The following is a 24,812-nucleotide window of genomic DNA, read 5'->3' as shown; positions in this document are numbered from 1 at the left end:
GTAACTTTAGAGTAGATTACCATAGATAGATTTTTAGATTAATGAATTGAATTTCAACACTTTAATTTACTGAAAATCTATCTTTTTTGTTGCATAATAATCAAATATTATTAATCGAACTCAGGTTATTAATAATCAATTGGATAAAGCGCGTGAGTTGGTAACAACACTAGATGGTTTTAGAGTGGAGATTGAAAACAACAATCCGGCAACAGATATGCTTTTGGCCTATGATGAGGTACAAAGAATCGTCCCCTCATTAAAAGTTGATATGGTTTCAGCGATGAGTATTAGTATTGATTTTGTTGATGCCGATGGAGACTAACAATGACATCATTTAAACAGAAGTATATAAACAATCTTGCAGAGGCCGCCCCATTGGCGGTCTTTCGTATTTTGTTTGGGCTAATGATGCTCATCAGTATTGTCCGTTTCTGGAGCTACGGATGGATTGATAAGCTGTATATACAACCTAAATTCTTTTTTTCGTATTACGGTTTTGAATGGATAAAACCTTTGGGGCACTATACTTATTTGATTTTCGTAGTCTGTGCTTTGTCTGCTGTATTCGTAGCGCTTGGTTACAAGTATAAAATCGCGATTATTACCTTTTTTCTCAGTTTTACTTATATCGAACTGATGGATAAAACTACCTATTTAAATCATTATTACTTTGTAAGCGCACTGAGTTTCTTAATGATATTTCTTCCGGCAAATGCATATTTTTCTTTAGATGCATTTCGTAATCCTAAAAAAGCATTTCAACATGTTCCTGTTTGGACGATTAACTGCATAAAACTACTACTAGGTATTGTTTATTTCTATGCCGGACTAGCCAAATTAAATTCAGATTGGTTGGTAAAGGCCATGCCTTTGAAGATATGGTTGCCTTCTAAATTTGATACGCCACTTTTAGGAGATTTGCTAAGTCAAGAATGGGTGCAATATGCTTTTAGTTGGGTTGGAACTGGCTATGATTTAGCGATTCCGTTTTTACTACTCTATCGAAAAACGCGAACATTTGCTTTTGTATTAGTCGTTATTTTTCATGTTTTGACGCGCGTATTATTTCCCATAGGCATGTTCCCATATATCATGATTATATCCACATTGATTTTCTTCGATGCTAGAGTACATCATAAAATACTTGCTTTTATTGCTAAAGTAATTCGCATTACAAAAGCAAAATTTGACAATGAAAAAATCTTAATCTTCAAAACAGGAAGCGTGATAAAATTCAATTATGTGCTTGTAATCCTGTTTTTTGTTTTACAACTAACAATTCCGTTTCGATATTCAGTATACCCTGGTGAATTGTTTTGGACCGAGGAAGGCTATCGATTTTCATGGCGGGTAATGTTGACCGAGAAATCAGGTTATTCACAATTTAAAGTGGTAGATGGCGTCTCTGGAAGATGGTTTTATGTCGATAATTCTGATTTTTTAACGCCTTTTCAAGAAAAACAAATGGCCTTTCAATCTGATTTTATATTGGAATATGCGCATTACCTCAAAGACCATTTTCAAAAAGATGGGCACAAAAATATAGCTGTTTATGTTGATAGTCAGGTAAGCTTAAATGGAAGATTAAGTACTACTTTTGTTGACCCAAAAGTAGACCTAACAAAAGAAAAAGAATCATTTCAACACAAAAAATGGATTATTCCGTTCAAAGATGACATTAAAGGATTGTAGTATACTTCTTGTTTTTTTAACCTTAGGCTTCTTTGGTATGTCTCAATATCAATTATCGGGCAACATTACAGATGCTGATGGTAATACTGTACCCGATGCTGAGGTATATCTCAAAGAATTGGAATTGTTTACAAATGCAGATAGTAAGGGTTCGTATAAACTAGAGAATATTCGCGAAGGAAATTATGTGCTTATTGTTTTTTATTATGGATATAAAGTAACGGAACGTAACTTCTCTCTTACTCAAAATAGCACTTTAAATATTACCTTAGAACCTTTAGGAGAGCAGCTTTCTGAGGTCGTAGTAACTCAAGAGCGCGAAAAAGTCTTTGCTTTAAAACAATTAAAAAAAGTAGAAGGCACCGCTATTTACGCAGGAAAGAAAAGTGAAGTAGTCTTATTAGAAGGTATTACAGGAAATTTAGCAGCCAACAACCCAAGGCAAATATACAGTCAAGTAGTGGGCCTTAATATCTATGATAACGGCGATGCCGGATTGCAGCTGAATATTGGTGGAAGAGGCTTGGATCCTAACCGAACGGCTAATTTCAACACACGCCAAAACGGTTATGATATAAGTGCCGATGTTTTAGGATATCCTGAAAGCTATTACACGCCACCAGCCGAAGCTTTGGAAGAAATACAAGTAGTACGGGGTGCAGCCTCTTTGCAATATGGAACCCAATTTGGAGGCTTGGTTAATTTTAAATTCAAAAAACCGAATCCGAATAAAATGGTAGAATGGACGTCTAGGCAAACGCTGGGTTCTTTTAATCTCAAGACCAGTTTCAATAGTTTGAGTGGTACCGCTGGTAAATTGAGTTACTATACTTATTTTAATTATAAGGAGGGAAATGGGTTTCGACGAAACTCAGTCTTTAACAGCAGAAATTATTTTGCCCATATAGGCTATCAAGTTTCCGATAAAACGAAAATCAGTTTAGAAACGACTTTTCTAAACTATTTAGCCAAACAAGCAGGAGGTTTGACGGATGCCCAATTCTTAGAAAATCCTACTTTTAGTAACCGCGATAGAAACTGGTTTGATGTAGATTGGAAATTGTACGCACTACGGTTAGACCATAAATTTTCATTAAAAACGGATTTCAGCTTGAATGTCTTTGGATTAGACGCATCTCGAAAAGCTTTAGGTTTCCGAACCAACCGCGTTTCGCAGGCCGATGACCCAGAAGAGCCTCGTGAATTGCTAGTCGATAATTTTCAAAATTGGGGGGCCGAAGCACGTATTTTGACCCGCTATAAGTTATGGGGAAAAGAATCAGCTTTATTATTAGGCTCAAAATTCTACACAACTCAAAATGACCAAAGACAAGGCCCCGGAAGTAATGCTTCCAATGCCGATTTTACTTTTGCCGATGCTACTTTTCCAAATTATGAGCGTCAATCGCAATTTGATTTTCCCAACCAGAACATCGCTTTCTTCGGAGAAAATATTTTTAATCTTACGGATAGGTTGACCATAACCCCCGGTTTTCGTTTGGAGCATATCAAAACGGAAAGCTTAGGAAGTTATAAGAACATAGTTTTAGACTTGGCTGGAAACCCTTTACTGAATGAGGAGACTGAAGACAACCGAACTTTTGACCGAACTTTTGTTTTATTAGGTGTTGGGGCAACTTATAAAGTATCACCAAGCTTAGAACTTTACGGGAATTTTTCACAGAATTATAGGTCCGTTACCTTTAGTGATATTCGTGTTGTGAATCCGTCTTTTCAAGTAGACCCAAACATAAGTGATGAGGATGGTTTTACCACTGACTTAGGTTTTCGTGGTCGGTATAAAGATATTTTGGCCTATGACGTAAGTGGTTTCGGATTGTTGTACGACAACCGTTTAGGAGAAGTGCTCAAGAGTGAGACACGCACTAACACGGGCGGTGAAGAAATAGAAACTGGACGTATTATACGTTTCAGAGGAAATATAGGTACAGCATTCATCTATGGTTTGGAAAGCTTTGGAAATTGGAGTTTAAAGGAAACTTTCCTTCCGAATTCCGATAAGTTGAAACTGAACCTTTTCATAAATGTAGCACTTACCCAATCGGAATATCTTTCTTCCGAAGAGAATAATGTAGAAGGAAATCAAGTAGAATTTATCCCCGCAGTAAATTTAAAAACGGGATTGAATTTCGGTTACCAAAACCTATTAGGTAGTTTACAATACACCTATTTGTCAGACCAATTTACAGACGCAACGAATGCACCTCAAGATGTAAATGATAATCAAAGAGGTATCGAAGGCGAAATTCCTGCATATGATATCTTGGATTTTTCCCTATCCTACACATATAAAAAGTGGAAATTGGAAGCAGGTGTCAATAACTTTTTAGATAATAGTTATTTCACCCGCAGAGCAACAGGTTACCCCGGTCCCGGTATAATTCCTTCTGAACCAAGAACATTCTACACAACACTTCAATTCAAATTTTGAGACCTATTGTGTATGACCGAGATTCTATCAACGATTATCTTGAAGCTGATGTGGTAAACCCTTTTTACGAATGTTAAATTCTTCTTGCTACAACTGAAGTTTAAACTTTCAAACTTTATAGAAATAGGAGGAACTGGTCATTTTAGAATGTTATGGTCAAAAAAAGTAATTGAAATTATTACCAATCTAACTTCTGAAAATCGGAACATACTAATAGAACCGAAATAAAAACGTTTGCTTACAAAACCGTTTTCAAAGTTCAACTAAACCTATTTTCAATTAATTGAATTAGTATACTAATCTTATTAAAATTTCGACCCAAAAAGTGATATGCTAGAATGTAAAACGTTAGAACGATATAAAATAATTTGTCGGGGCAATAGTAAATTAGTCTTCATAGCCCAGACTAAGCCAGAACGAATTAATAAACTTAAAATTTCTATTTTCAAAAAGAATCACTAATAAACTTTAATCCCACAGGCAATGACTCACGCCAGTAAGGCCAGGTATGAGCCCCATTGCGCACCCTATATTCGTGAGGTATTTGCCGCTCTAAAAGTTCTTTATGTAATTGGGCATTTCCTAGCGTTAGAAAATCATCATCCCCACAATCAAAATATATTTTTACTGTTTTTAACAGCTCTGCCTCTTTGGTTTTAACAAGATGAAGTACGTCGTACTCTTCATAGCTCTTATTGAGTCTCTTTTTACCTTTTGAACCTACCATATCGGGCATGGCCTTTGAAATATATCCATTCATAGATTCTTGATTGGAAGCAGTAACCGATTCCTCCGTAAATACCGCAGAACTAAACGCAGCACAGGCTCCAAAATGTTTGTTATACTTTAAGGCCAGCTTTAAGGAGCCTGCTCCTCCCATAGAGAGACCACTGATTCCCGTATATCGTTTTCCTTTACGAACACGGTATTGACTTTCAATATAGGGCAGTAACTCTTTCATGAACATATCTTCATACGGATAGGTACCATCTGTTCTATTCATATAAAGTCTGTCATCTCCATCGGGCATAATGATTACCATTTCCTGGATATTTCCTTGTTTAATTTCATGGTCAACTATCCGTTGCATTCCACCTGATTGAATCCAGTCTGTTTCGTCACCTGTGTAACCATTTAAAAGATAAACCACTGGATATTGACGTTCAGAATATTCATATCCATCTGGTAAGTATATCGAATATTTGACCTCGGTATTCAAAAGAGCACTTTTCATACTCAGGCTTTCCATGACCTTACTTTGAGCAAAAAGGGCACTAGTGATAGTAAACAGTAGAAGAAATAAGTAGAATTTTTTCATTAAAAATTATATTTAAATTGATTAGCGGTCTAAGCCTAATTTAAGTTATACCATATCCATCGGAATAACTTTGAGTGTTTCAAGATAATAAAAGGATTCAATATAGCTATGAATATTCACTTTAGAGTTTGTAATGCCCACCCTCTGTTACTTTACTTTCAATTTAGAGTCCATTACTATGAAATAGTGGTTAATATCTATCCCAATATTAAAAACTAGAAACTTTAATCTATACTTCACCCCATGGTTATAAATACCTCAAGCCACACATTCCACTCCATCGATTATTATCTAAATTAACTATCTTATTTTTCTAAGTGATTTATAGTTAATACCTGTATTATAAGACGTTGGATTTACTGATATTTTTTGTTTTTATCAAGATTATAGATGTATAGAATATTAAACTTCATGCTCACAATATTTTAATAACGTTGAACCATTATATTGTTTTTTAGGCTCTAATCCATTCAGCCTCCGACAAATTATAGTATTTATCTATAGACAAAACCTGTTAATCATAAGATTAGCAGGTTTTTTTATTTCAGTAAATAACGAGGCATTCTAAAAAATGCCGTATTTTATTTTGAATCTGTTCTTTACCGCATGCTACATTTAATTTCTTGTAATAAAAGTGTAAATAAATAAAAGGATTGAGCGCTTAATACTTATTTTTTAATAAGGTTTATGACTGTCAACCTACTATATTTTAAAGGTCAAAACAGGTAGATTTGAATTATTAGCCAAACTTTCACCAGTGCTTCCTAAGAAGAAATGAGACAAACCTTTGCGGCCGTGGGTCGGGACTGCAATAACATCGGCATTAATTTTTTCTGCGTAGTGAATAAGACCATCTTCAACACTATAGTCGTCGTAAATACCAACATCTATATTATCCCCATAATTCTGCATGAAAATAGAAGTTCTTTCTTCTATTTCATTGGTACTAAGAAAGTCATTGGTAGGCAGATTTACATACACCAAATATAATTTTGCCTTGAAAATATCTGCAAAGGCTTTTGCCTTTCTATAGCTAGATACTTTTTCATCTTTATAATGCCAGGCCATAACAATTTTTTCAATAGTAAAGTCGGGTATATTTTCTTTTATAACCAGTACTGGAAACTCTGATGTCCGGACTACCTTTTCAGTATTAGAACCTACAAAAAGATTCTTGACGCCGCTTAAGCCGTGAGAGCCCATAATTACGAGGTCTATTTCATGACTTTTAACGATTTCGTTGATTTCACTGAATATTTTATAGTTTTGGACCATAGTTTCTATTTTGAGACCCTTGAGATAGGGCTTGTCCAAAAAGGAATCAAAATGTTTTTTGGCTAATTTCATGTAATACTGCGCCTCTATAAATTCTTGGTTCTCATCTTTGGTGAAAACTGCCTCGGAAAGGCCTATCTTACGTAATACCGTAATTTGGGCATTCGCAATCGTTGCCGAAATCTTTAGGGCGTTTTCAGAACATTCCGAAAAATCTACAGGGACTAGAATTTTATTCATTTGAAATCGTTTTATTAGTGATTTTCAAATTTTTCCTTTCGCTTTCTAAGCTGTCTTTCTAGGTCTTTTACAGTCTCGGCAGCTGACTTTTCAAAATTGTCAGTGTTAGATTTGGCGAACAGTCTTGGACCTGGAGCACTTAGTTCTATTTCACAGATTTTATCTGTTCCGTCGTGGGCGTTTCCTAATTTAAAAGTTACATCAGCCCTAATTACAAATTGGTATTTGTTTGCTACCTTTTCAAGGTTCTGGCTAACTATTGCGCTTAATGATTCACTAGTTGGCATTTGTATGTATTGAATATGTACTATCATTATTTTTTAAGTTTTAATATATATCAGTCTAAATGTTTTGGACATTTTTTTAAAATGACCTTAAGTAGTTCAGTTTAATTTTTGAATTACTAGTAGTAGTTTTTCACCTACTGTCTGGGCAATGAAAATCAACTTTTCATTAGTAACGGCTTGCATGGAAGCAGCAGGGTCTACAGCGGTAATTTCAATAATACCTTCCTCTTTTTCTTGAAGAATTACATTGCAAGGTAGCATTGTGCCAATTTTATCCTCCTCTTGTAGGGCCTTATATGCTAATGTTGGATTACAAGCTCCCAAGATTTTATAGTTATAAAAGTCAACATCCAATTTATCCTTTAATATCGATTTCATATCAATATCGGTCAGAACTCCAAACCCTTCAGATTTTAAAGCCGCTATAGTTCTTGCTACCGCATCTTGGAAGGTTAGGTTTTTTAGTTTCGTTGAAAAATAGTAATCCATAGAATTATTTTAAAATAGTATTTAACTAGTTATGTATTTATTTTGAGCTTTTTTGATGTTTCAGAATTGTCCAAAATCCATTTGTTCAGTTGGTCTACATCTTTCTTTTTACAAAGTTGGGTACCTTCGGTCATAGTTGCTGCTGTACCACAGGCGACACCGTATTTGACCATGTTACTTAAGGATTTTTCTTTTGCCAGGGCAAATACCATTCCTGCCACCATACTGTCTCCTGCGCCAATAGTGCTTTTTTGAAATACAATAGGTGCCGTTATATATTCAACAATATTTTTTGTGACGAGCATTGCACCTTGGGGACCCAAAGAAATTACCAATACTTCACAAGGGTTGTAGTTTAAAAATTCCTTAGCTACAGTTTCCAATTCCATAAATGAAATTGTTTCCATACCACAAAGTTTAGCTAGCTCTCGAAGATTCGGCTTTAATAAATAGACTCCCGCCTTTGTCCCATGCAGCAATGCCTCTCCTGATGTATCTAAAATATACTTCACCTTATTTTTTTTGGCAATTTTGGAGACTTGGGCAAAAAAGTCGACAGGCATTCCTGGGCTTAGGCTTCCGCTCGCCACCAAGAAATCATTTTCAGATACTACACTTTCCAATTGCCTTAACGTATTTTTCCATTCATTTTCGTTGACTATTGGCCCAGGCATCCCAAAACGGTATTGCTCATTATTTTTAGTATCGGTTACCGCAAGATTCTCACGTACCCATCCGGAAATGGGTATGACCTGCTGCAGTATACCCAATTCTACCAGTTGGTTTTGTAGATGTGTTCCAGTTGGTCCGCCGGCCATGTGCATACAAATAGATGTGCCGCCAAGTTCTTTTATTACCCACGAAACATTTATTCCTCCGCCACCAGGTTCATAGATTGGATCAGTACACCGTAATTTACTACTCGGTTTTATACCGGCAACGGTAGTACTTTTATCAATTGCAGGATTTACCGTAAGCGTAATTATTTTATTCATCGCACAAATCTATTCATGGTTTAATACAAATTTAATTTGATGTCATGGTACTGCCTATGACCAATGTCATTGTGGTAATGCGTGTTCCCAAATACCTTCGTATTAAAATTAGTTGGGAATGAAAGGTGTTTTAAAATTGGGAAGTGTTTCGGGTATAAAAATTGAAGTGCATTGGACGTTTACTTTGTTGCTCTTCTGGGTTGCTTTTCTAGAAATACAACAGGGCAGTAATCTAAATCGCATTCTATTGAATGAAGCCTTGATTATTGTCCTGTTTCTTTGTGTGATTTTGCATGAACTAGGTCATGCACTCACGGCAAGAAGGTTTGGAATAAAAACTAAAAATATTATGTTATTGCCCATTGGAGGAGTTGCTACTTTGGAGAAGATGCCTGAAAAACCAACGCAGGAATTACTAGTAGCATTGGCAGGTCCAGCAGTCAATATTTTTATTGCCTTTATATTGTTTTTGGTAGTACCCGTAAGAAGCTATTTTAATTTTGATTCCATTGTTTTAGAGGAACTATTGTATGAACCAACGCTACAAAACTTCTTGTTTTATCTTTTTATTGCCAATGTAATGTTGGTAGTCTTTAATCTAATTCCTGCTTTTCCAATGGATGGCGGCAGGGTACTTCGTGCCCTATTATCTTTTAAAATAGGTCGTGTTGAAGCCACTAATATTGCTGCAAGTATTGGTCAAGGTCTAGCTTTCATATTTTTAATTCTTGGCCTTTTTTTTAATCCTTTCTTGATTCTAATCGCACTGTTTATCTTTTTTGGGGCCTATGGTGAAAATCAAATGGTAAGGCAAGGGGCTCTGTTAAAAGGTTATCTTGTGAAGGACGCCACCCTTACCAACATAACGAAACTACGGCCTGATACTAGCTTAGAAGAGGTTATTGCCATACTCCTTGCTGGAACGGAAAAGGATTTTGTAGTCCTTGAAAAGGATAATATTCTCGGTATTGTAACGCAAAAAGATATTATTAAACATGCTAAGACACCAGCTCTTTTGGTTGGTGAAATTATGCAGAAAACATTTCAGACCGTGGATGCGTCTATGGAAATTTTCAAAGTCCTGGAGATAATTGGTAAAGGAAAGAAAAGCTTTTTTCCAGTAGTGGAAAATGACAAACTTGTAGGCGCCATTGATATGACAAACATCAGCGAATTCATTCTGTTAAAAACTTCTAGCACAAAAGTATAATTACATTGTGCTTACAATGTAACTCAACTATATTCTGAACAGGACTGGTAGAGAAATAAGTAATTCATACCATCATCCTTTTCTTATTGAATTTAGAAAAATATTTCAAGAAGCCAATGGGTAATGGATGTTATTCGTATAACAATATAAACTTTTAAAGCGATAAAGATGTCTTGTGAAGATTTTTTGAGCTTTGATTTCTGAGGGATTAATTCTCCGAAGCTTGCTTCGTATGAGAAAGGAAAGTTTGAAAATCCAAGGTTTTCATTTAGAAATAAATCTTCTTTTGAATACCTCGTGTGTATGCATCTAGGAAGTTTATTTTGGCTATGCATTAGAATTGCTCAAATTTTATATGAGCATAACGTCATTAGAAATATGACTTCCAAATTCTACGATTTTTATAAATGGTTCATTTCAGTATTTTCCCATTAGATAGTATCCGCTGAAAAACCATTCATCGCCTCAAATTCTGCAGTTAATATAGATTTCTCGAGTGTATAGATATTGTTTAATGCATCTATAGCAGATTCGTAGCCCAATTGAAAAATAGTATCGATATTTTTCATGGAAAACATCCCAAAATTTCCCATATCCTTGGGGCGTATCAAAAGGTTACAATCATCAAATTTTGATATTGATTCATTGGCAACTTTAATATGATATGCACGTTCCAGAACGTTATGAGCATGCTTAAGATCTTCTATACGGACTTTTTCGAACGGATTCACATATACACCTACAATCAAATCACAGTACGTTTTAATCAGGTCTACTGGGAAGATGTTCAACGTACCTCCATCTACATAATACCCGTCTTTTATCTGTACCGGTGCAAAAAAACCTGGAACTGCTGCTGAAGCCAATATGGGTTTGATTAGTGGTCCTTTATGAAATACCTTTAAGGTCCCATCTAATAAATTGGTAGCTGTGATATATAAGGGGATTTTAAGGGCGTTGAAGTTGTCTTTGGGTAAATAACTTAAAAGCACGTCATAAAATCTAGAGGTATCTATAAGCCCTGGTTTGTTTATAGCGTATTTGTTAATAGAAAATAGCTCTACTGTTTTAAAGAAATCCAACATCTCTTCCCAGCGGCATCCTCCGGCATATAGCGCTCCTACAATGGCGCCAGCACTGGTGCCGGCAATGTGTGATGGGTAGATGTCATGTTCTTCTAGGGCTTTTATCGCTCCTATATGCGCAACACCGCGTACACCACCTCCAGAAAGAACCAATCCTGTTTTCATGCTATACCTATTCTAAGTCTTAAGTCAAAAGTAAGTAGCATCTACACTGTCTAAAATGACAAAAGTCATGTTCTTGCTATTTTTTTTTTAGCTATGACCAATATCATTTTTATTAGATAGGCTGCATCATAAATTTGGTTTTCGCTAAAGTAAAATATGAATGAACCCTTTCATCAATAGCCACTTATCAAAATTATGTTCAATAAAAAGTATTTAAACCGAAATATAAAAACTTTTGCAGTTTGAGATAGAGAAGGAAAAAAGCAGACTATTCAACTACTTCGATACGGCCAACTCTATTTTTTTGGTGATCAATAATGTGCATAATGTTGAACTAGTAAATAAAAAAAGGCCTTGAAATATTTGGTTCTGCAAGGAGTGAAATTATTGGTAATAAGTTCATGCGAGAGAAGGAAAGAGAAGAACTCTCAGATTTTTTTGACAGTATTATTCGTAATGAAGAGTAACCTCCTTATGGTCATGAAAATAATATTCTACGAAAGGATGGTAAAATAAGATTGGTACGATGGTGTAATTCCTTGTCGAAAGACAATACTGAATTAATATCTTCTGGTGAAGATATTTCGAAGCAAGCATAAGATTAAGAAATATTTTTTTTGCGTAATAGGGCGTTAACTACTGGGGGTAAGGGTATTATTGTAGATGTAATCGCAAAAGGACTTCCAATTATCTACAGTAATTCAGTCTTTTCTAAAACGAACGGGTATGAAAATAGTGGAGTGCTTGGGGAAAATTGTAGGTTTCTTCAAGAAGTTGACGGTGATCAGGAAGCCATTAAGACTTTAGCCGAGACAATTAAAAATTGAAAAGAACAGGTAACTGGTATTCATGGTCCTGGAGTTTTATTGGTCAACTCTCCATAATGAACGCTGCAGGAACCTATATAGAGAATGCTGTAGTTTTGGAGCATGCGACACTATCGGCTATTCGCAAAAATGATTTTGTAAAATTGCTGTATGGTAATTCATTGGTCTTCCAAAAGTTCATAAGAATGGTATCGAATGACTTGATTGATGAACAAACCCATTTGGTAGAAATGGCCTTTTCTTCTGTTCGACAACGCGCCGCCAAGGCGCTCTTAGAACTTTACGATAAGGGTATAATTAAAGACCCACCAAATAAGGGGCTTAGGATTGCTAGCGAAGATTTTGGGGGTATGATTGGTACTTCTGCCAAAACTACAATCCGTACATTATCTGAAATTAAGGAGGAAGGTTTAATTACCACTGATAGTGGCCGTAGGATCATCTTGTTAGATAAAAAACAATTACCAATGGTAGCTGATTTTAGTTAATACTTCGTTTAAGTTCTTTTTTTGCGTTTTCTATGAATAATGTCCAACACCCTTTTTGTAATAAAAGTAATGACCATATTTTGTAAAGTTTCGTTTTGGGCAAGCGTCGTTACAATCCCCTGTCGAAATTGACGGGGAACTAAATCTATCTTTGCGTTCTGTAAATGTAGTTTCAGGCTTTCCTGGTCGATTTGGCGTTGAAGTTTTAAAACGTTCAAACGCTTATCTATTTCTTCAAAAGACCTAAAATTCGTTATCATAATCAGTCAAAATAATATTTGGATACTTTTTTAATTACCGGTTCGTTCAGCCGTTCTCTAAAAAGATAAAGCAAAATGGCAACCACTATATAAAAACCACCTACGATAAGGAAACCACCTAAATAACTGCTTAATGCTTCAGACATGGCTAAGCAAGCTGCGAATGAAAGGAATAGCAATGCAAAAACGAAGCCTGTACCTATCATTAAAAATTTTACAATACCTGTAATGTAATGCATTAAGACTTTAAAGATTTTAAGTCTTAGGTATTCATCGCTATGTTCTATATAAGACCTCATATCGGCTTCTAGCCCACTGAGGTCTTGTTTAAATTCTTCAAAAGCCATAAAAACTATTTATGTAGTTGGGCATTTTTCTTTTTAAGGTCTTCTAGTTTTTGTTCCAACTTTTCAATAATATCATCGGCTTTATAACTCATAGTTGATATTGCCTCATCCAATTTGCGGTCGAATGCATCTTTTTTCTCATTTGCTGTTTTGGTAAGCTCGTCTTTCGCATGTGAAACCCGTTCAGCCAAGTCTTGACTTGTATCCTCTACTTTTCTTTTTATTTTGTGACGCGTTTCTACTCCCTTGTCCGGTGCATAGAGTATTCCTATTCCAGCCCCTATTGCTGCTCCAGTTAAAAGCGCTAACAGTACATTTCCACTCTCGTTTTGCATAATGTTGATATTTAAGTTTTTATGTTATTTATATTTCAATTCAAAATTAGATCAATAAAAAGGTTTAGCAAATGATTTACATCATATGCCATAACTAATGTGCTTATTAATTTTATTTTATAATAATGATAAATCTCTTTTTTTAAATATTCCCAGTGATGGATATAAAAGAGAAAAAACGTGCGGGAGGTTATTTTTTCATGATTTCACCATGTAGGATAATTTCATTCAGGAAGTGCTCTAGCTTGGCAGGTACATCTTTTGAAGTCCAGTGCGTTACCAATTCACTTAATTTATTTTTGAACAGTTTTAATTCTACTTCCCAATAGGCAAGTTCTAATTGCCATTGCTTGTGCTCAAAATGCAGGTTTGTAGTATAAATAATTTCATAATCGCAAAATTTAAATTGTTGATTTAGCAACATGACCCATAATAAAAATACCCTAACAAAATCACTACTAAAATGATGCAAGTCATTTCGAGACGTTTTCATTTCTCTTTAGTTTGTAGTTTAAACGATAAGCAATGGGAAAGAAAGAACTATTAAAATGTATACTACCGGTAATAATTTTGAATTTTTAATGAGTTGTGGCCCTGTAATCATATCTTCAAGGATTGGTAACCCGCCTCTCCCATGGTTTTATCACAATTGGGTAGAAGTGGTGCGGTATGTATATTTCCCTGAAATCAGTATTATTATGATTTATCGACCCGTTCTTACGTGTATTCGGATGGAGGAGTTTGGGTTCGCAAAAATTTCTTACCAAAACGCTATCAAAGCATTGATTTAAGCCGGTACAGATATGAGCGTATTCCTAAATATTATGACAACAATATTCGCCGTTACCATGAAGAAATAATATAGATAGGGGTAGTAGAAATAGGACTGTCAAAAAACCTAATGAGTAACTAATATAGTAAGTTGAATACCTGTCTCGCTATCTCCAATTCCTCATTTGTAGGTATCACCAAAATCTTGACCTTAGAATCTTTGGTGTTAACTTCGTTGATGCTTGTAGACCTGACATTGTTTTTGGAGTCGTCCAAATCAATACCAAAATAACCCATATTTGTACAGATTAGTTGGCGTATTAGGCTAGAATTCTCTCCAATACCAGCAGTGAAAATAACGGCGTCCAATCCATTCATAACTGCTGTATACGCACCAATGTATTTTTTGATACGGTACGCGTTCATTTCCAAGGCCAAAATACAACTGGCATTTCCTTTTTCGGCTTCGTTTTGAATATCACGTAAATCACTATACCCCGTAAGACCTAGCATGCCACTTTTTTTGGTTAGCAATTGGTTTACCTGTTCTAAATTATACCCTAAGCTATTAACTAAATAAAATATAATTGAATGGTCAATATCACCACTACGGGTACCCATAATAAGACCATTGGCAGGCGAAAATCCCATACTATGATCTATACTTTTTCCATTTTGAACAGCAGTCATGCTACAACCATTACCCAAATGAATGGAAATAAGTTTAGTATTATTTTTTTTCAAATACTCTGCTGCTCTTTCTGAAACATATTTGTGGCTAGTGCCATGAAAACCATAAGCTTGAATACTATTTTCCGTATATAATGCATTGGGTAAAGCATATTTTTTAGCCTTTTCAGGAATGGAACGGTGAAATGCCGTGTCGAAAACAGCTATTTGCTTTGCGGTCGGAAAGATTTCCTCGGCCATGATAATTCCTTCCAAATTGGCAGGATTATGTAGTGGAGCCAATTGGGAATACAATTTAATTCTATCCTTAACTTCGGAATCTATCAACGTGGTTTTAGAAAATGTATTTCCGCCATGTACCACACGATGGCCAATGGCGTCAATTTCCTCAGTACTTTTAAGCACTCCGTTTTCAGGATGGAGTAGGAGCGCCGTTATTTTTTGTAATCCTATTTTGTGGTTTGGTATTTCGCAAATTTCGGTACTATTGGACTTTTGGATTTTATAGGTAAAAATTGCCTCAGAACTACCAATGCGTTCTACAGTACCTGCACAACAAACTTTAGCTGTAGGCATTTCTAAAAGTTGATATTTTATTGAAGAGCTTCCACAGTTGATAATTAATATGTTCATGAAAAATCGATTTTTTAAAGACCTTGCGCCTGTATGGCAGTGATGATTACAGTATTAAAAATATCGTCTACGGTACAGCCACGGCTCAAGTCGTTTACAGGTTTATTGAGGCCTTGTAGCATGGGGCCTATGGCTAAAGCTCCGGTTTCCCGTTGAACTGCCTTATATGTATTGTTTCCGGTATTTAAATCTGGAAAGATAAAAACACTTGCTTGACCGGCTACTTCAGAATCGGGTAATTTGCTAAGACCAACTTTGACGTCTACAGCCGCATCATATTGAATGGGTCCCTCTACTTTGAGGTCAGGTCTCTTTTTCTTGATAATTTCAGTGGCCTTTCGCACCCTATCCACATCTTCACCAACACCGGAAGCTCCAGAGGAATAGGAAAGCATAGCAATCTTTGGCTCTATTCCAAAAGCCGCACTAGTTGCCGCCGAGGAAATGGCGATTTCAGACAATTGTTCAGCCGTAGGGTTTGGGTTGATGGCACAATCCCCAAAAACCGTTACCCTATTTGGTAGGCACATAAAAAATATTGACGATACTATAGATACATCAGGTCTGGTCTTGATGAATTGTAGTGCGGGCCGTATCGTATGTTGCGTTGTATGTGCAGCCCCAGAGACCATGCCATCTGCATGACCCTTATACACCATCATGGTACCAAAATAGGAGACATCCTCCATTAAATCTTTGGCCATGGACAAATTCACATTTTTATGTTTTCGCAATTCAAACAAGGTGGTAGCATACTCCATAAAATGAAGTGATTTAGTTGGGTCAATGATATTGATGTCATTGAGATTCAAATCAATATCCAACGCTGCTATTTTGGACTTAATCTGTTCCGGATTTCCCAAAAGGGTAATGGTCACGGCATTGGTGTCCATTAATTTTTTAGTAGCGGTAAGAATCCGCTCATCCAATCCTTCTGGCAGTACAATATGCTTTTTCATGAATCTAGCTTTTTGCAGCAAATTGTATTGAAACATTCTAGGTGTAATACCTTTTGCTTTAAAAGTGATTAACCTTTGAGCCAGTTCATTGGTTGGTATATGTTTTTCAAATTCTTGAATAGAAGTTGTTATTTTCTCTTTGTTTTCAGCGTAGATACGAGGTCTGATAGTGCCTATTCTATTCGTTACTGAAAAAGTACCTTCCGCTACCGAAATAATGGGTATAATATCAGAAAGCCCTTCAATTAATTTAATGATAGATTGTTCAGGGAGTAGTCCGCCTGTAAGAATAATACCGGAAAGATTCGGATAATTAGATGAGATGTTTGCCTGTAGGGCACCTAAAATAATATCAGCCCGATCACCTGGAGTAATGACCAAGCTATCTTTTTTTAAATGAGTCAGATAATTACGAAGCTGCATAGCTCCAACACTAAAACCAGCTACTTGATTATTTAAATAATCTTCTCCAAAAAGGACATTAGCTTCCAATTCTTGGGCAATTTCCTTGGCCGTAGGACAACCTAAGATAGGATTTAGTGGAATGGCACCGACCAATACTTTATCAGGTAGTTTTTCCTTCAGGCCAGCCACCACTAAATCTAAATTCTCTTGTTGTACCATATTGGCTATAATCAACAAAACTTCTACGCCTTCCTCAGTAAATGAATCGTATGCCATGTAAAGGTTTCCCACTAGTTCTTCTAAGGTTTTTCCTTTTCCACTAGCAAGAATAATTGCGGGAATCCCAAGATTTTTTGCAATAAGCACATTTATGTCCCATTCTATAATAGCACCCTCGCCTGAAAAATCGGTTCCTTCTACCAAAACAAAATCAAATCGGTCTTCAATAGCTTTGTATTTGTGTATTATTTGGCCTAAGATTTCATCATCCTTATCCTTGTTTTTGAGCTGTATTACTTGGCTTCGAGTGTAGGCATAGGCATCTTCTGGTTGCATATCTACATTGAAGTAGCTCAGTACAGTATCGATATGATTATCTATTTTCCCCTGAGACACGTCATCTATTATAGGTCTGAAATAACCTACTTTAGCGGTCTTACCCAGTAGAAGTTGCATTAGACCCAAGGATACAATCGATTTTCCACTATTGGGCTCTGTCGTAACAATATAAATAGCTTTGCTCACTTGTTAAGAGGTGTTTATGTCTAACAAATTTATGGGATTATTTTCAGGTATTTCATAAATTATTCAAAAACAGGAATAGGATACCTCGATCCCCGCTTTCCTACGAAACGTTTGAATTTTTTTTGCTTTAAATCACGCATTTATACCACTTTATTTCTAAACTGACCTAGAAATTGATTTTGGCATTTACGACATCCTTCGCATCGTTATGGTCCTATTTTCCTTGAGGAATAAAAGACCAATTTCATAGTTGTAAAAGAAACTAGGGTACCGAAATGCCCCGGTTTCTTAGAAGAAGTTCTTCGACCTAATTTCCACTTAAACAAATTTTTACTGGAGTATATAGTTATATTCGTTAGAGATTCAAAAGGTGTGTATAACCGCTTCTTTTAAGACAGTTTAGTACTCTATCAAGAATACTACAGTCCGTTTGATATTATTTTTTACTACACGACTAAGGTATAGTGCTTTTTAGCTGACTAAAATGACCTAGATAAGTTTAATCGATAGAATTCCTCGTGGCTCTTCGGGGTACCATACTGATATGTATTTTTGTGATTATGAGTGATCACATTCACAAGCGGCATAACAAGAGCCTGTTGCTTTATCATTTTGTTTGTCCCATCAAATATCGGAGAAATGTACTTAACGATAATGTTTCGGCGACCTTCAAAGAGATTTGACTTGGTGTAGAGGAACGGTACGAGATTCATTTTTTGAAGATAGGTTTAGATGGCAACTACGCTCATTTTTTTCCATGATAATGATGACCTTTTTGTTCTTTGAATTTTGAGAAACTCTTTTTTATATTAGTGATGATACCGTTCCTTTAATTTATTCCAAAAACGTACCATTCACTCTTGAGTATACTGTTGGTTAGCACCCGTAGCGTTGATAAGTATGCTATAATCTCGGCTAACCGCTCCAGTAGCATATTCCTTGTTGTTTGAATGTGCGATTTCTTGGTTAAGACCCCGCCAGGAATTTTCATGCATACGTAACAAGTGTATTGGATTTGTTTTTGACTTTTATTACCTTCCATTATAGTATAGTGTTCTTAGCTAAGTAATGTTACCGGTGAAAAAATAGACCAACATGCTAACTTTAAAAATTGAATTCGAAGACATGGAAAAACTTGAAATGCGACATATTGGGCATTTAACAAAATAATGTACCTCTAGAGTTTGCGGTGGAGAGAAACAATTGTTAACTATTACTAGGGTCTTAATCAATACTCTTCTATTTTAGTAGGTAATAAGCAAACCGGTAATCTCGATAGTCATAATTCTGAAAACGTTTTTAGTGTTTTTAAACGATTGAAAGAGCAAGAAGGACTATCCCCTTTAATTATAGACTATACTATTGAGTTGACAAAACAGGTAGACTGAGTTATATTAATGGAGGATGGTTAATCTATATGAAATTTTGTTATGCAGACGGTAGATTTAATAATTAAACTTTAGAAATTATAGTGTTTGAAGGCTTTGATATATGGAAATTACTTGCTGGATTGGGTATTTTCCTTTTCGGAATGTATATCATGGAGGAATCCATCAAAAAACTTTCAGGTAAATCTTTTCGGGTATTAATACGCAAATACACTACAGGCAAAATAAAGTCCATTCTTTCGGGCATTTTTGCAACATCTCTTTTACAAAGTAGTTCTGCGGTAACGCTGATTATACTTGCTTTTGTAGGTGCGGGTATTATGAGCATGGAAAATGCCATAGGTGTTATCCTTGGTTCAAATATAGGTACTACTATAACAGCTTGGATTGTGGCATTTCTAGGTTTTAAGGTAAGTATAGAAAGTTTTGCATTACCTATAATCAGTATAGGAGGACTAGGACTTATATTTCTTGGTAATTCTGAAAAATATGCCAATATAAGCAAGTTGGTGGTAGGCTTCGGATTCCTTTTCATGGGGTTGGATTATATGAAAGTGAGTATGGAAACTTTCACTAAAACCTTGGATATAACCGTCCTTTCAGATTATGGCATGTTTACCTATTTGGGTGTAGGAATACTATTAACGGCCGTTATGCAATCTAGCTCTGCAACCATTGCGATAATATTAACCGCTTTAAACCTAAAAATAATCTCTTTTGATGCGGCCGCTGCTATGGTAATTGGTTCCAATTTAGGTACTACGGTCACAATATTACTTGGAGCAATAAAAGGAATCCAAGTTAAAAAAAGAGTTGCTTTTAGTCATTTAGTTTTCAACGTAGTGACGGGGGTAATTGCGCTTGTCTTGATGCCGGTTTTGATACGTTTGGTATTACTAATGGTAGACGTTACCTCAAATGCGGTCATTGGCTTGGCTTTGTTTCATACCATTTTTAATCTGTTAGGGGTACTTCTTTTTCTACCCTTTATAAAGATATTGGCAACATTATTAACGAGAGTATTTCCGGACCGTAAGACGAGTCTGACCCTATATATAAACAACTCAACCACAGATGTTGCTGAAACTGCCATTACTACCTTGCTTAAAGAAACACTACACCTGGCAAAAAAAACATTGTACCACAATTTGGCTATCTTGAGAATTGAGCAGAAACTGGTCTTTTCGAATTTTGAATTTATTTCTAATCATAAGGCTCAAAATCTATCGTTGGCAGCTAGCTACGAAAACTTAAAATTACTTCAAGCCGATATCTTTACTTTTGCCGTTGGTATACAGTCCAACGAACTAACAGAATCAGAATCAAAAGATCTGAACCGTTATTTACATGGTGCAAGAATGGCGCTTCACTCGGCAAAAACATTAAAGGATGTTGGACATAACTTTGACGATTTTGATAATTCGGATAACAAGTTTTTGAATGAGCAATACCATAATTTTAGAAGGCGTTTAATGACCACATATGTAAAACTTAATACAATAATCCAAGGCCAAGAAAGTACCGATTCCACTACGTTAATTTTGAAAATGATAAAAGAGTTAAAACTGGAAGATGAGGCGTTTCTAGATAATTTGACCAAAGCCATTAACGATAAACAAATAGAGAATATCGATGTTTCAACAGCGATTATTGCCAATCGGGCTTTTGTTCAGTCTGAAAGACAAGTAATATTGGCATTCAAGGAATTCCTTTTAGACGAAAGAGAAATTGAAATCTATGATGATGTTGAAGAAATCACAGGTGCATTAAGCGAGCATTAATAAATAACATGATACATTGGTAATCTTTAAGTTCTTTTACTGGTAGCCTAGAAATCTAATTTTTTAAACGTAGTAACCTTTCATGGGAGTACAGGAACAGTGCTGTTTTTTTATTATCTCTGCTGAATAGTTTTATACATAGTATAATAAAAAGGTAGTCGAAAAAATAAGACCAAATTCTTTCGCTGCATGAATCACTTTTTAAAATATCGCTTCCTAAACCATTTCAGCTTTTTTATTGGTAAATCGCTTTTTTTGAAAGGTTTTTGTTTTGACAAGACCTAAAAATGATATCATAGTAATAGAATTAAAATCTAGTACAAAAACCAATATTAAAAATGGGGGATGTAAAACGTAATATTTCTTTGTTATGATTTAAATCATAGTAATAGCTATTCCACGAAACTATATTTATACAGCTAAAAACATTTAGTATTAAGCAGCCTTCAAATTATAATGGACAAAGGAATTAAACTGCTATTTTGAAGAAAGTAAAAGGTTTGACCAATAAAGTGAAATGTGATTGTTGATCTTTCTACATCATATTTTAAACGTTAAAAAGAAGAACTCAAAATCTGGTAATATGAAAAGATTAAAACGTCTTCTATGGCTATTTTTGGCAATAATGGCCGCTTTTTTACTTTTTCTCTTTTGGTATCAATATAAATATTCTATGGATGTTGCTGAACCGTATGAGGTGAATGGAACACACTGGAACAAAAGACTATTGATTGCTACACAGGGTAGTGGTTTTAAAAATGCGGTAACCAAAGGAATAATAGGTCATTTTAAGTCTGATTCTATATTTATGCAGGTTGTGGATATTCAAGAATTACCAGATATAGCCCCAGAGAATTATGATGCCCTTGTCCTTTTACATACCTGGGAAAACTGGAAACCACCAGCAGAAGTACAATCGTTTATAGAACGCACAAAAACGGATACAACTAAAATTATAGTGTTGACAACGTCTGGAGAGGGGAATTATAAAATGGATGGTGTTGATGCAATCACGGGAGAATCCATACTAGCGAATACATCCCTTTATGTGAATAAAATCGTCGAACGCTTAAGACCCTTGCTCGAAAAAGAATAAAATAGCGATGTTTAGATTCAAAAATTATACTAGTGCGGATTGGTTTTTATTTTACCGTGTAGCTGCTATACCGCTATTATTGTTGCTATTATGGTTGGGTAATCGAGAATTGTTTACATAGTTTTTACTTATTAGCTATAGTACCGATGCCAATGACAGATATTTGGCGAGAAAATTAAAAATAACAAGCATAAGGGGGTCGCAGTGAGATTCAATTGGCGATTAGTTGACGTTTACGATGGGTCGTATAGGTCTTTTTGTTTTCGAGACTGGCTTTATCTAAGCTAATTTGGTGCTGATACTCATTGCTTTTGTACCTTATCTGCTTCAAATGGCAATCGCTTTTTTTAAGTACGGCAAGGCGACAGCTTTTCATACCTATCTGGCAAAATTATCTACCGATATACAAGCAGTATTCATCATATGGCTCTTGTTTTTTGGTCCTGTATAGTGGGTTATTTTATTTTTTGATTGTCTTGGGGCTTAAGGAAACTTTGGAAGAAATCACACTGATTTTTATGTGTGATGCCTGGGTAGCTGATGTGAGAGAGTTGTTTTTTACCCTAAAGGATAAAAGAAGATTAATTGGCACCGATGCCAAGAACAAATAAACAAGAAGATGCGATCCTATTCCTTGCTATCAATTATACTGTTATGTTCGCTAGTATTGTTAATTGATATCTTGGCGTTCTACTGGTTATTATCCATAACCCGACCAATTACATCGACACTGCTAAAAAATAGTATTTATGTGGCGTTTTGGATTTTTACGATTGGCTTGATTGCATCCATTTTACTTCTAAAAATAAAATTGGACTTGGTTGCTCCAGAACGCCAACAACTACTGATTTCGAGGTTATACGGGCTTACGGTATCGTCCTTTATACCCAAAGTTGTTTTCGTGGTGGTAATTAGTATACTGTATTATACCAATTTTGTTTTTTCTGATAAGGAATCTTTGATTGTGGTACCCTTAATAGGTGTTTTTTCTGGATTCTTACCATTTTTTGTGATTCTCTACGCGGTTTTTAGTGCTGTTTACAAGTTTAAGGTGCATCACATAAAATTGAAATGTGATAATTTGCCATCAAATTTTAATGACTTACGCATCGTACATATATCCGATCTTCATTTAGGTAGTTTCAATTTCAAGTATCATATTCTAGAACGTGCCATCAAGAATATAAATCAGTTGAAACCAGATTTTATTTTATTCACGGGAGATTTGGTAAATAATTTTGCTTGGGAGCTAAGAGGATGGGATTCTGTTTTAAATAAATTATCTGCCAAACAGGGGAAATATGCCGTACTTGGAAATCATGATTATGGAGATTACAGTCAGTGGTCTTCAGAGGACGAAAAACAAATCAATTTTAAAAATATTAAGGAATTTTATAATAAAATAGATTTTAACCTATTACTCAACGATGCTGAACGCATAGGTAATGGTAATGAACAGATAGCTATAATAGGGGTAGAAAATTGGGGGAATCCTCCTTTTAAGCAATATGGGAATTTGCAAAAAGCGTTGGAAAAAGTAGAGGATATTTCTTTTAAAATTTTACTATCACATGACCCATCGCATTGGCGAGAAGAAGTGGCACACCATACGAATATTGCTTTGACCCTTTCTGGTCACACCCACGGTATGCAGGCCGGTATCAACCTTAAAAATAAAAAGTGGAGTCCGATTAAGTATAAATATGAGCACTGGGCGGGCTTATATAAGGAAGGAGGTCAATACTTATATGTAACAACAGGTTTAGGTTGGATGGGTTTTCCGGGTCGATTGGGCATGCGACCTGAAATTACTTGTATCGATTTAACGAAAGCTTGATGTTATATATACTCCGACTTTTATATTCCTTGAAGCTACAGTAAAACCTTATAAGTAAATATTAATTCGTGTTTTTCTTTTCCTTTTTCTCCAACTTTCTAAAATATCCTCTAGTTAAAAAATTGTGCTTTAGCGCTTCCATGTTTTCATTGAAACGAGCCGTTCCCTGTTCTATATTTTGCATCGTCCGCTCTAATTGAAAGACTAAAGTGGTATCCTTGGAAACATATTGTACGAAACTGTTTTTACCATTTAATCCATTGATTACGCTATTTAGCTCCTTCGACATCTGCTCTAATTCACTACTAGATTTTTCCAGATTATCTATAGTTTGTCTCATTTTCCTAGCAGATATGGTATCTGCCAATAATACGCCCGCTGTACTTTCTTTAAAGTTTATAGTTGAGACCATACCATTGAGTTCAGATAAAGTTTTATTAGCACTATGGCTGGCATATTTAAAATTAGCAATGGTTTGTTGCAAGTCTGATGCCATTACGGTATCATTCAATAACCTTCCCAATGAACCTTTTCCTTTTGTTAGTGATTGGGTGACCTTTAAGAGGTCTGCTGTTAGTAATGCAGCATTTTCATTGGTGACGTTAAGGGTGCTTATCATATCTTGGGTAGCTATTTTACTAACCGACTCGAGTTCGTCTCCTTCTTCTATTAAGGGGGTAACACCAGCTCCTGGCACAATATTAATGAGCATACTTCCCACGAGACCATCAGATCCAATCATAGCGACTGCATCTTTTTTTATGTGTCCCTTCATATTTTCGGTTATACTCATGTAAACCAAAATAGTAGTATCGTTAAGCATTTCAATTTTATTGACAGTACCCACGTTAATACCAGAAAACCGCACATTATTACCATTTTGGAGTCCGTTTGCATTTTTAAAAACCGCTGAGATATTAAATGTGCCTCCAAACATATTCTGCCGATTGCCAATGAGGTAGGCCGCAGTCAAAAGTAATGAGGTACCTAGGATTACGAATATGCCTAATTTCAGATTTTCTAATGTTGTCTTTGCCATA

General features: G+C 35.5%; 23 protein-coding genes. 9 read left to right on the top strand and 14 right to left on the bottom strand.

Annotated elements, in window-relative coordinates; all coding sequences use genetic code 11:
• The first annotated feature begins 157 nt into the window (after positions 1 to 157).
• From ES765_RS21775 to ES765_RS13365, 3 genes are read left to right on the top strand one after another with little or no spacing between them, the layout of a single operon-like run.
• The gene (locus tag ES765_RS21775) at positions 158 to 325 is read left to right on the top strand and encodes a hypothetical protein (RefSeq protein WP_171017305.1); all 168 of its coding nucleotides are present in this window, start codon (positions 158 to 160) and stop codon (positions 323 to 325) included.
• Positions 326 to 327: 2 nt separating this feature from the next.
• Entirely contained in the window at positions 328 to 1,695 is a 1,368-nt protein-coding gene (locus ES765_RS13370; RefSeq protein ID WP_138114819.1) for an HTTM domain-containing protein, read from the top strand.
• Entirely contained in the window at positions 1,676 to 4,147 is a 2,472-nt protein-coding gene (locus tag ES765_RS13365; RefSeq protein WP_171017304.1) for a TonB-dependent receptor, read from the top strand. The genes ES765_RS13370 and ES765_RS13365 overlap by 20 nt, the downstream gene beginning before the upstream one ends.
• Positions 4,148 to 4,592: 445 nt before the next feature.
• Here ES765_RS13365 and ES765_RS13360 read toward each other — a convergent pair whose 3' ends face one another.
• From ES765_RS13360 to ES765_RS13340, 5 genes are all read right to left on the bottom strand, one after another.
• Positions 4,593 to 5,465, bottom strand: a complete 873-nt coding sequence (locus tag ES765_RS13360) for an alpha/beta hydrolase (RefSeq protein WP_212744242.1) — start codon at positions 5,463 to 5,465, stop codon at positions 4,593 to 4,595.
• 702 nt (positions 5,466 to 6,167) lie between these two features.
• On the bottom strand, positions 6,168 to 6,980 hold the full coding sequence (locus ES765_RS13355; protein WP_138114818.1) for a universal stress protein: 813 nt from the start codon (positions 6,978 to 6,980) through the stop codon (positions 6,168 to 6,170).
• 14 nt (positions 6,981 to 6,994) lie between these two features.
• Positions 6,995 to 7,294 carry an HPF/RaiA family ribosome-associated protein gene (locus ES765_RS13350; protein WP_138114817.1) on the bottom strand — a complete coding sequence of 100 codons (300 nt, stop codon included), beginning with the start codon at positions 7,292 to 7,294 and terminating at the stop codon, positions 6,995 to 6,997.
• Between the two features lie 69 nt (positions 7,295 to 7,363).
• Positions 7,364 to 7,756, bottom strand: coding sequence for a DUF302 domain-containing protein (locus ES765_RS13345; protein WP_138114816.1), 393 nt, complete (start codon positions 7,754 to 7,756; stop codon positions 7,364 to 7,366).
• A gap of 29 nt (positions 7,757 to 7,785) precedes the next feature.
• The gene (locus tag ES765_RS13340) at positions 7,786 to 8,751 is read right to left on the bottom strand and encodes a 1-phosphofructokinase family hexose kinase (RefSeq protein ID WP_138114815.1); all 966 of its coding nucleotides are present in this window, start codon (positions 8,749 to 8,751) and stop codon (positions 7,786 to 7,788) included.
• A 118-nt stretch (positions 8,752 to 8,869) separates the two neighbouring features.
• Between ES765_RS13340 and ES765_RS13335 the strand changes: the two genes are divergently transcribed.
• Positions 8,870 to 9,961, top strand: a complete 1,092-nt coding sequence (locus ES765_RS13335) for a site-2 protease family protein (protein ID WP_138114814.1) — start codon at positions 8,870 to 8,872, stop codon at positions 9,959 to 9,961.
• 431 nt (positions 9,962 to 10,392) lie between these two features.
• Here the strand turns inward: ES765_RS13335 and ES765_RS13330 are convergent, their stop codons facing one another.
• On the bottom strand, positions 10,393 to 11,211 hold the full coding sequence (locus ES765_RS13330) for a patatin-like phospholipase family protein (RefSeq protein ID WP_138114813.1): 819 nt from the start codon (positions 11,209 to 11,211) through the stop codon (positions 10,393 to 10,395).
• 617 nt (positions 11,212 to 11,828) lie between these two features.
• On the opposite strand from ES765_RS13330, the gene ES765_RS13325 reads away from it, so the two are divergent.
• Both ES765_RS13325 and ES765_RS13320 read left to right on the top strand, forming a co-directional pair.
• On the top strand, positions 11,829 to 12,038 hold the full coding sequence (locus ES765_RS13325; protein WP_138114812.1) for a hypothetical protein: 210 nt from the start codon (positions 11,829 to 11,831) through the stop codon (positions 12,036 to 12,038).
• Complete coding sequence (locus tag ES765_RS13320; protein WP_138114811.1) at positions 12,035 to 12,526, top strand: Crp/Fnr family transcriptional regulator; 492 nt, start codon at positions 12,035 to 12,037, stop codon at positions 12,524 to 12,526. The genes ES765_RS13325 and ES765_RS13320 overlap by 4 nt, the downstream gene beginning before the upstream one ends.
• Positions 12,527 to 12,534: 8 nt before the next feature.
• Here ES765_RS13320 and ES765_RS22935 read toward each other — a convergent pair whose 3' ends face one another.
• The 7 genes from ES765_RS22935 to ES765_RS21770 all read right to left on the bottom strand — a co-directional run bounded on the left by ES765_RS22935 (position 12,535) and on the right by ES765_RS21770 (position 18,665).
• Positions 12,535 to 12,786, bottom strand: a complete 252-nt coding sequence (locus ES765_RS22935; RefSeq protein ID WP_410504598.1) for a DUF6327 family protein — start codon at positions 12,784 to 12,786, stop codon at positions 12,535 to 12,537.
• Between the two features lie 2 nt (positions 12,787 to 12,788).
• Complete coding sequence (locus tag ES765_RS13315) at positions 12,789 to 13,133, bottom strand: phage holin family protein (RefSeq protein WP_138114810.1); 345 nt, start codon at positions 13,131 to 13,133, stop codon at positions 12,789 to 12,791.
• Between the two features lie 5 nt (positions 13,134 to 13,138).
• A complete protein-coding gene (locus tag ES765_RS13310) occupies positions 13,139 to 13,468 on the bottom strand; it encodes a YtxH domain-containing protein (RefSeq protein ID WP_138114809.1) in 330 nt (109 codons plus the stop codon).
• A 190-nt stretch (positions 13,469 to 13,658) separates the two neighbouring features.
• Entirely contained in the window at positions 13,659 to 13,961 is a 303-nt protein-coding gene (locus ES765_RS13305) for a hypothetical protein (RefSeq protein ID WP_138114808.1), read from the bottom strand.
• A gap of 416 nt (positions 13,962 to 14,377) precedes the next feature.
• Positions 14,378 to 15,562 carry an acetate/propionate family kinase gene (locus tag ES765_RS13300; RefSeq protein ID WP_138114807.1) on the bottom strand — a complete coding sequence of 395 codons (1,185 nt, stop codon included), beginning with the start codon at positions 15,560 to 15,562 and terminating at the stop codon, positions 14,378 to 14,380.
• A 14-nt stretch (positions 15,563 to 15,576) separates the two neighbouring features.
• Positions 15,577 to 17,670 (bottom strand): phosphate acetyltransferase, encoded by a 2,094-nt coding sequence (gene pta, locus ES765_RS13295; RefSeq protein ID WP_138114806.1) that lies wholly within the window; start codon positions 17,668 to 17,670, stop codon positions 15,577 to 15,579.
• Between the two features lie 854 nt (positions 17,671 to 18,524).
• Positions 18,525 to 18,665 (bottom strand): hypothetical protein, encoded by a 141-nt coding sequence (locus ES765_RS21770; RefSeq protein ID WP_171017303.1) that lies wholly within the window; start codon positions 18,663 to 18,665, stop codon positions 18,525 to 18,527.
• Positions 18,666 to 19,141: 476 nt separating this feature from the next.
• Here ES765_RS21770 and ES765_RS13290 point away from each other — a divergent pair, with 476 nt between their 5' ends.
• From ES765_RS13290 to ES765_RS13275, 3 genes are all read left to right on the top strand, one after another.
• Positions 19,142 to 20,839 (top strand): Na/Pi cotransporter family protein, encoded by a 1,698-nt coding sequence (locus ES765_RS13290; protein ID WP_138114805.1) that lies wholly within the window; start codon positions 19,142 to 19,144, stop codon positions 20,837 to 20,839.
• 583 nt (positions 20,840 to 21,422) lie between these two features.
• Positions 21,423 to 21,935: a hypothetical protein gene (locus tag ES765_RS13285; RefSeq protein WP_138114804.1), complete on the top strand. Its 513-nt coding sequence runs from the start codon at positions 21,423 to 21,425 to the stop codon at positions 21,933 to 21,935.
• A gap of 751 nt (positions 21,936 to 22,686) precedes the next feature.
• Complete coding sequence (locus ES765_RS13275; RefSeq protein WP_249356406.1) at positions 22,687 to 23,772, top strand: metallophosphoesterase; 1,086 nt, start codon at positions 22,687 to 22,689, stop codon at positions 23,770 to 23,772.
• A 61-nt stretch (positions 23,773 to 23,833) separates the two neighbouring features.
• On the opposite strand, the gene ES765_RS13270 is transcribed toward ES765_RS13275, so the two are convergent.
• Positions 23,834 to 24,811 carry an MlaD family protein gene (locus tag ES765_RS13270; RefSeq protein WP_138114802.1) on the bottom strand — a complete coding sequence of 326 codons (978 nt, stop codon included), beginning with the start codon at positions 24,809 to 24,811 and terminating at the stop codon, positions 23,834 to 23,836.
• Position 24,812: the final 1 nt, after the last annotated feature.

The organism is Maribacter sp. ACAM166, assembly GCF_005771495.1.
Lineage (GTDB): Bacteria > Bacteroidota > Bacteroidia > Flavobacteriales > Flavobacteriaceae > Maribacter.
Note: the sequence above shows the minus strand (reverse complement) of the source record. Positions and strands in the feature narration are given on the sequence as shown.